The organism is Endozoicomonas sp. YOMI1 (assembly GCF_024606345.1).
Lineage (GTDB): Bacteria > Pseudomonadota > Gammaproteobacteria > Pseudomonadales > Endozoicomonadaceae > Endozoicomonas.
In genome coordinates this window covers 1-8899 of sequence record NZ_JAHHPM010000497.1, presented here as the reverse complement: position 1 = coordinate 8899, position 8899 = coordinate 1, and the positions used below count along the sequence as shown (strand labels likewise).

The 8899-nt window shown below is 45.1% G+C and carries 7 protein-coding genes; 4 read left to right on the top strand and 3 right to left on the bottom strand.

Translation table 11 applies throughout. The features are described 5' to 3' along the window. The first annotated feature begins 724 nt into the window (after positions 1–724). On the top strand, positions 725–2053 hold the full coding sequence (locus tag KDK15_RS17675; protein WP_257296712.1) for an RNA ligase family protein: 1329 nt from the start codon (positions 725–727) through the stop codon (positions 2051–2053). An 81-nt stretch (positions 2054–2134) separates the two neighbouring features. Here KDK15_RS17675 and pncB read toward each other — a convergent pair whose 3' ends face one another. After that, entirely contained in the window at positions 2135–3319 is a 1185-nt protein-coding gene (gene pncB / locus KDK15_RS17670; protein WP_257296711.1) for a nicotinate phosphoribosyltransferase, read from the bottom strand. Between the two features lie 12 nt (positions 3320–3331). Beyond that, positions 3332–3754 carry an isochorismatase family protein gene (locus tag KDK15_RS17665; RefSeq protein WP_257296710.1) on the bottom strand — a complete coding sequence of 141 codons (423 nt, stop codon included), beginning with the start codon at positions 3752–3754 and terminating at the stop codon, positions 3332–3334. 29 nt (positions 3755–3783) lie between these two features. Here KDK15_RS17665 and KDK15_RS21600 point away from each other — a divergent pair, with 29 nt between their 5' ends. The 3 genes from KDK15_RS21600 (at position 3784) to KDK15_RS17655 (ending at position 7345) form a co-directional block, all read left to right on the top strand. Beyond that, positions 3784–4032, top strand: a complete 249-nt coding sequence (locus tag KDK15_RS21600) for a hypothetical protein (RefSeq protein ID WP_373691401.1) — start codon at positions 3784–3786, stop codon at positions 4030–4032. Positions 4033–4185: 153 nt separating this feature from the next. Next, a complete protein-coding gene (locus KDK15_RS17660; RefSeq protein WP_257296709.1) occupies positions 4186–5412 on the top strand; it encodes a hypothetical protein in 1227 nt (408 codons plus the stop codon). A gap of 271 nt (positions 5413–5683) precedes the next feature. Then, positions 5684–7345, top strand: a complete 1662-nt coding sequence (locus tag KDK15_RS17655; protein WP_257296708.1) for a hypothetical protein — start codon at positions 5684–5686, stop codon at positions 7343–7345. Positions 7346–7377: 32 nt separating this feature from the next. On the opposite strand, the gene cysS is transcribed toward KDK15_RS17655, so the two are convergent. Further along, entirely contained in the window at positions 7378–8757 is a 1380-nt protein-coding gene (gene cysS / locus KDK15_RS17650; RefSeq protein WP_257296713.1) for a cysteine--tRNA ligase, read from the bottom strand. Positions 8758–8899 lie beyond the last annotated feature (142 nt).

Below are 8899 nucleotides of genomic sequence, written 5' to 3'. Positions count from 1 at the left end.
CAATGAAGCTATGTATTGATCAAATAAAGACCAGGGTAGGCATCCCGCCACAGGGACATGGCTCTGTATCCCTTAAAAGAGGGTGGGCAGATGAGGCATACATTACTGGCGATCAAGGATGGCAACCCTCAGAACACTGTTACTTAACCGCCGAAGAACATTTAGAATAGAAGGGCAAACAGGCAAACCAAAAAGTAGAAAAAGGAAGAGAACAAACAGCCAGTAATCTCCTCCCTTCCATCATGACTCAAGAACCGTTTTCACGGTGCCAGCGTTGAACACCTGTTGCCCATGAATCCCGCCCCAGATGATTTGAAAATGGTGGATTGGTGGCATCAGGAGTAGACCAATGGCTGAAGCAGCTCAAAATGGAAAAAACCGATAGGAAGAGCATTAGGATGCTTCGTTACCACATAGCATAAAAGTGAACCAATTTGGCCGCAAGAACATGAGGTACTTATCAGCTCTTCGTTCATAAAGTAGTCTTTCAAGTGGCAGGACGGCACATTGGGCTATTGTGTAGACTGCATTATTCAATTCCTGTTGATCATGGGATATCAGTTATTGTTGCAGGGTCAGATCAAATGAAACGCCCTTACTGAAAAACAATTTCAAATTCAGACTTTCCAGAAAAAAGTTCAACCCGTATCGATTGAAAGGCCTATATTTTCCTGAAACACTTGTTTGTTTCTAACAGCCATTGTTTAACAGGTATTGAATAATAATGTTATCACCATCAACAATTTCACCAACTACAGCGACAACAGTAGTAACCACAACAACACCGCAAAACCGGTTATCGAATGAATGCTCAGCGGAGTTTGATGGCTGCAAAGTACAAGTGGTAAAGCCCGGAAATCACGCAAATATCAATGAAGGGGCATGCGCGACAGCATATGAGAACAAATGTCTTGGTGATTATGGAGTAACTGTAAATTATGAGGCTGAAGGAAGCCAGCTTGGTTTTATATATTTTAACTCGATAATCGGTTCCAGAACGGATCAGGAAAAACACAACAAGTTCATGTCTGAATTGCGATCAATCAATAAAGTGGATGTGGATACGCTTAAATGTGTAGCAACAGAAAAGCACGATGGTATTAACACCACCATTAAAATCGACAGAAATGGCAACGTTTGTTTATACAAAAGACTGACCAAGGTACAGAACAAAAGTGATCCTTTGCCAGGGCTTATAGAAAAAAAATACACTGAAGATATTTCTGCTATTAATCACTGGATGAACAAAAATAACGTCAATACTGTCTTCCTCCGCTGTGAAATGGTGGGTTTTAATATTCAAAACAGACAGAATTACGGTTTGAGCCATCACTTGATTGCATTTGCCTTGGATGTAGAGGGAGAACAAATCCCTTTCGATCGCTTTAGTCAGTTATGGGATGAGGAAATTCGTCCTCCGAACCTGCAAAAGGTCAATGTGTTGGCAGAAGGAACATTCAGAGAACTCTGTAATTTCAAGGTTAATCAGGTTCCCGGAACATCCGCTGCGATGCTTGCCAGTAAAGTGAATAACATCGATATCATGCCTTCAGAACTGACCACGGATATTGAAGGGGTAGTGATTCAGCCCGAGCGTGAATTATTGTATGTGCCCACTTTCAGGGATACGGAAGCCAGCAATGCCATTCAGGAAAAGAAAAGAAACAATGAGCCGCTACCCTGCTTTGTTGAAGGGACAGATATCAGGCGACGCTTTTGTTATAAACTCCTGGCAGACTGGGTTGCAGGAGAAGCCGGGGCATCTTCTGCCGGTGGGAAAGTTGACGATCAAGTGAAAAAGAAGTTGGCTGACAAGTTGTTTAACATTATTGAGAAGAGGACCCTGATTAAAGAACAGGGCGCACTGAATAATCGAAAGGAATTGAGCCAAAAAATATCAACAATTTTCAGTATTGCAAGGGATGAGGTGGTAAACACGCATCCGGGAAGTGAGGAAATCCTGGTGTGGGGAAAAATGAAAGGACACCTTAACAAAAGGTTGGTTGAGCTGATAAAACAGGCCAACCCCCAGCTTTTTCAAGTCAAATTCTGAATAATCATTGCAGAGATTACTACCCCCGGTGGGAATAAATGCAGAGATAGAAAAGAAAAATCAAACCCGGCTAACCGGGCATCAGGCGGCACTGAGTTGATAGCCAAACGTTTTCTTTAACTGCTCAATATAGTCCTTATCACGGCACAGTGTCTTACCCGGACTGTCTGAGAGTTTGGCAACGGGCGCCCCATTCAGCTCCGTTAATTTCAGAACAATATTGGGCGCATTAAAGCCCATATCGTTGGTGAGATAGGTACCAATACCAAAACTGACATTAATTTTGCCAGCGAACCATTGGTAAATAGCCAACGCTTTATCAAAGTTCAGCTTATCACTGAACACCAGACTTTTGCTGCGTGGATCAATACCCAGCCGGTGATAATGATCAAGCGCCAATTCCCCCCAGACAAAAGGGTCACCGGAATCATGACGCATTCCCTGGTAGGTCCTGGCCAGCTCAACATCAAAGTCCTTAAGAAACGCTGCCATGCTGATGGTGTCAGTAAGAGCTATGCCGAGCTGCCCTTGATATTCATCCAGCCATACCTTTAATGCATCTTTCTGGCTGGTCCGCAGGCTCTGGCCCAAAACCTGATGGGACTGCAGCCACTCATGGGCCATGGTGCCTACCGGTTTCAACCCAAGCGTTCTTGCCAGGTTCAGGTTGCTGGTACCCATAAAGTTATTTGGCAACCGGTGCTTCAGGCTTTCCACGACATGGTAATGCCAGCCCCTTGAAAACCGACGGCGTGTGCCAAAATCGACCAAGGCAATACCACAATCGTCTGGAAGCTGATTCAGCTTCTTATCAAGGCGATGCTGGCCTTGAGCAATTACATCATCCTGACTCCCCTGACCATAAAAACTGTGACCATGAAGCTCACTGATAACCGCCAGCAGGAAAATTTCAAAGTGCGTAATTTCACTCCACAGCCCCTCAATCACCAACGACAGGCGACCATTGGTCTGTTCAATGGTAACGGCATGTGGGTCAAGCCGGAAACCCTCAAGATACTCGATGAAATCATCCGCAATGAATGGCAGAGTAGACAGCCACTCAAGCTCTTCCAGGCTCAGGCGCAGCTCACCCAGAAATTCACACTGCCTTTTCAGTTGCTTTTTCGATAAGGCTAACAACTGGTCAGTCCGGCAATGAAACTCCATGCGAGCCCGGGCATCCGGATAGCGGTGCACCATGGACTGCTGCATGGTGTATTTATACAGGTCGGTGTCGAGAAGGGTTGGTATAATCGGGCTATCCATACTTCATTTCCTTCAGATAGCGCTGGCATCACTGACAGTATCAGCAATGATCAGGTCGCTGGCACTCTCTACCAAAATAACTCCGGCGGCATTCAGTTCGACAATAGCATCAGCTACTGATGATTCAGCCAGGCCACGGGTAGCGGCACGGTTGACATACACCTGAAAGCCTGCCCGTTGCAGTTGCAAGGCCGTGGTTTTTACACAGAAACCAAGCGCCAACCCACCAACTAATACGGTGGCAATGCCTTTATTGGTTAAAAATTCGATAACACCTGTACTCAGCCTCTCTACCAGGTCATGAAAACAGGCACCATAAGGGTGAATATCCGCCTCAACTCCCTTCCAGACAAAATAATCATAATCTGTCACGTCGGGAAGCCCACTCACCAGCTCAAAACCTTTGGTCCCGGGCACCGCTATAGTGGACCCCATGAACTGGACAGACTGAAAAACAAAATACAATCAGTGCGCTGCCTGTTTATTTACTTCCCGCAGAATTCACATTATCCGATATCCAGAATGTCTTTTCTGTTATTCTCGACAAAGCGCCACCCATGCGCTCAATCCGCAACCGATTCCTTAATTACAATCTTCTTGAGGATACCGGCAAAAAGCGCTATGGGAGCAACCGACCCGCAACGCTTTACCAAACAAACCAGCAGTCAGAAACCTGGTTATTTGACAGACTCTATTTAACAACTAAAGTTTGAAAAAATCAGCAATTGAGAACAATCATCCAGTGAGATTTCATTTGGTCATCTACTTGATAATTTATTCAGAAAAAGCTTTCCCTTGTGAATGCACTATGCATTTTAAACATAAGATTCTGTAATCCACTTATTCTAAGAGAGCAACTTTCAAAGATGCATGTTACTACGCTTCAACCTGGTACAGCTACCAACACCATCATCGTACAACCAACAGAAAATTATCCGTTGCTGGTTAAGCCAGCAACAACATGGCTGCACAGAGAAGTTGCCCTGTCAGGCCAACCAACGGAACAACAAGTTTATTATACACAGGATACACAGGTGTCTACCCCAGCTCCTCAGGCAGTTTATTACCCGGTATCACTACCAGATGAAACAGCACTATCAATGGTACCTGCGCAAAATAACACTTACCCCATTACTGTTGTGCCAACACAACGAAAAATTCCTGTCTTCTTCCCCACGCAAGAGTCAGGGTTTTACTTCAGTCGACCAGCTCTTTGTCCTGCTTTCCCCGCCTTTAGCCCCATGCAAACCAACCTGAACCCATACAGCAGCCCCCATCAAGCCGTTCCAGAAACTGCAATTCAATGTTTGCCCCAGGATCCAACTGGAATAACACCAGCAAAAGGATCAGAAGTCCTGAAAATTATGGAACTCGTTACCAGTAACGGCGGAAGAATCTTCACTGCAACGGTTATAGGTATTGCAAACAATCACAGGGGTACTGGCAATATTCAACTTGAAAGTCTTAATCTGAAGGTTGGTCTGCACTTTCCGTCACCAATAACTACCAGCAATCTGATCTCGTTACCCGTACAGGGAAAGCTATGCTTTTCATCAAGGCAAGCCTTGGCTCAATACTTATTCAGACAACCTCTAGGCTGCTTTTATACTTTAGACCTGCAAAGAGAGTCCGTCGGCAGAATCCCTATTTTCCTGAAATGTGATCAAGTGGAGTTATCTTCATCTACTCAGCCGAGAATCTCGCACGACACCACTGAACCATTGGATGCAGAGGAGGAAATACATAAAATCATTGATCATCTGAAATCTCTGAATGAGAAAAGAGTCAATGCCAGAATAATATTCTTTGACTCTAAGCAAGTTGGAGGAATAGCTTGTCATAAAGATCCGACATCAGGGTATATCACCTATTTTATGTTCAGGACACCTTCTGTGTATTTTTCAATTCCAGTATCCTCACTCAGGGAGCAGTTTAGCCACCTGGAAGCTACCATAGAACATTCCATGAGTGACACTGAGTTATCGGATTATATTGTATCGCTGGGTGTAGGAAGCTTTCTGGATCAAGGCAATCGCAGAAAGGGAAGTATACAGATATTTTCTCACACTATTACTTTTGTATCAGATGATTAACTATCAAAAAAATATTTGGCTTTTCAACCTGAAAATATCTCAAAAATAACATCTGATAACCTATCATGTAATATATTTTTTAATTCAAACAATATGATTTTTTAAAAACGCAGATTTAAGGAAAAGGAAAACTCATCACAAAAAAGAATCGTTTAACACCCTGAAAAAATGGTTTATCAACAGGATTCAACAAACAATAGCCTCAAGCTGATAAGACACCATGTTTCTTATCCAGCTATTTAACAAATGTAATCAGGCAAAGTGACTCACAATGAACAACAATCCATACACACCAACTTCCACTGCACAAGTATATCCTCAACACGGTGCAAGAGTGCCAGTTCAACTGACTTCGCCTCAACGACAGCCTCCCTCGGCAGGAATGCCCAATTGGCAGGGACGGGATATAAGTCACATCGCTCAGTTGGCTCAGCTACTTCAAGCCTCATACTTTTTAGATCAACAGGGGCAGATGTTCACTTGTCATTTCAACCCCGGTTTCGCTGGTCTTAACAGTGCCAGGATTGCCGCTGTGCAACCGCATGTGCGACAAAATAATGCGCAACCGCGAGTGCGACAAAATAATGCGCAACCGCATATGCGACAAAATAATGCGCAACCGCATGTGCGACAAAATAATGTGCAACCGCATATGCGACAAAATAATGCGCAACCGCATATGCGACAAAATAAAAAGCCAGCACCCGCACATATCTCAACACCTCACACTCCAGAACATAGACCCGACTCTCCAGCAACAAGCAATCCGCCCCCCACCAGGACCTCTGAGCACAATCCCGGCTATGCGAAAAAAGGCCCCGGGAGTTTTTCTCAAACATCCAACCCTCCCTCTTCTCAACAAGATACTGAACAAACCACACACACATCATCCGCCAATAGGAATAAAGAATCATCTGAAGGGGCTGAAGCATCGACAACAAAAGACAGCAAGGTGTTAACTGAAGCATTCGCTAGTAGCCCGGTTGATCATCTCTCCCGCCTGCAAACTGCTGCTCAAATACAAAGGCTCATGGCCGGTTTATATGCCACCAGACATAGCTATGATAATAATATCGGGATGCTTCCCTATAACTCCTTGCCAGCAGCAACTTCTCATTTATTTTTACAGCAAAATCAAAACTATAAGATACCCTTACTGCCTACTCCGGGCGTTTTAAATCAGCTGCCCTCGAACTGGATACCTTACTATATCAAGCAGTGCACAGAAGTCATACAATGTTTGAATCATTATCAAGGCCAACGTATCTACGGAAATATTACTTATGTTAAAGTCAATAAATCCGCTGGCCTTGGCAATGCCTACCTCTACCCTCTGCACATCAAATTCCGCATCAGGTTCCCTGGGGCATTTAAAGAACTGTCCAGTAAACTCATCTATAACATGAGGGTAGAAGGAAATCTGACATTTAATCAAAGCAAAATAGCAGCGTATGTTCAAAAACATGCTTTAGGGGCTTTTTATGACCCAAACCTTCAGAATGTGAAGCCGGCAAAAGACATTCCCATCAATTTACAAGCTACCGCCCTGATTGATTCAGCCAGTAGAAGAATAACGCCTGAATGCCAAAAAGTACTGAATCATATTCGATCACTTTTCGGGCAGCCTATAACCGCAGACATTTTGGTATTTTTTAACCAGCATCAGGGAGGTATTGCCGTCCATTATGATGAAGCAACTGGCATCAGTACGCGCTTTCTTTTCAGACTACCTGATGAAGAATTCAAAAATGTCCCGATAGAGGAACTGTCGAAAAAGTATCCTAAATTGCAAGCTCAAATAAATCCAATCGATGATGAAATATTAAAAAGCTATGTTTTTGGGTTAGGGTCTGAAACCTTTATGAGGGACATAACAATACATAGAATAAAACTGCGTTCAAGCAAGGTTTCTTTTCTTCCGAAAGAGGACTGACAGCAATAAGCCGCCAGCCGTATAAAATGACCTTAACGCTCAATCCGCCAGGTTGTGCCTTCCCTGCTGTCCTGCAGGATGACTCCCCGGGCAGCAAGCTCATCACGGATACGATCTGCTTCAGCAAAATCACGATGTTTTTTGGCATTGTTGCGTTGCTGAATCATGTTTTCAATCATGGCTTCATCAACATCCGCACCGGATTTCAGAAATGCTTCCGGGTCCCGCTGCAGAATACCCAGGATCCCCCCAAGCTTAACCAGCAGCGCAGCCAGTGGCAGGGCAGCAGTTTCGTCCTGACTGCGAACGGTATTGAGGTGACGTACCAGCTCAAACAATACCGCAAGCCCTTCTGCGGTATTGAAGTCATCGTCCATAACCTTGAAGAACCGCTGCTCAAACTCATTATTTCCCGGGGCAGACACACCTTCCAGATCAAGCCCTTGCAACGCGGTGTACAGACGCTCAAGGCGTACACCCGCTTCTTTCAGGCTATCTTCGGAATAGTTGATCGGGCTGCGGTAGTGGCTGGAGATCATAAAGTAGCGAACCACTTCTTCATCGTACTTATCCAGCACTTCACGGATGGTGAAGAAGTTGCCAAGACTCTTGGACATCTTCACATTATCAATACGGATAGCGCCAGAGTGCATCCAGGTATTCACAAACCGGGCACCGTTACACGCTTCGCTCTGGGCAATTTCATTCTCATGATGGGGGAATTTCAGATCTGAACCGCCACCATGAATATCAAAGGTATCGCCCAGGCAGCATTTACCCATAACAGAGCACTCAATATGCCAGCCCGGACGCCCTTTACCCCAGGGCGATAACCAGCTGGGCTCGCCCGGCTTGGCAGCTTTCCACAGAACAAAATCCAGCGGGTCTTCTTTTTGCTCTTCCACCTCAATCCGGGCACCCACTTCCAGCTCTTCAAGAACCTTGCCGGAAAGCTTGCCGTAATCCGCAAACTTATGAACACGGTAATAGACATCCCCATTACCCGGTGCGTAGGCAAACCCCTTCCCGATCAGCTGCTTGATCATCTCCACCATACCCGGCACAAATTCGGTCGCCCTGGGCTCATGGTCTGGAGACAGGTTACCCAATCGCTGAAAGTCTTCCTGCATGGCCGCAATCATACGATCGGTCAGGGCCATAAAATCCTCACCATGTTCTGCCGCCCGGCGAATAATCTTGTCATCCACATCCGTGATATTGCGAACATAGGTCAGATCGTAACCACGGGCGCGGAGATAACGAGCCACCATATCGAAAGCCGTTACCGTACGGGCATGACCAATATGACAGTAGTCGTAGACCGTCATACCACAGACATACATGCGCACGTGATTGCCATCCAGCGGGGTAAACGGCTCTTTCTTACGGGTCAGGCTGTTATAAATCTGCAGCACTTTATCTGTATCCTTTCTTTAGGCTTTAAGTAGTTAACCAAATGAAATCATATTTTCTGACTAAGTTGTCAGTCACTCTGCGGTGTTACAACTCCGGTCACATAGCTACGGCTATGCTCCCTGCGTTGTGCCTTGCATA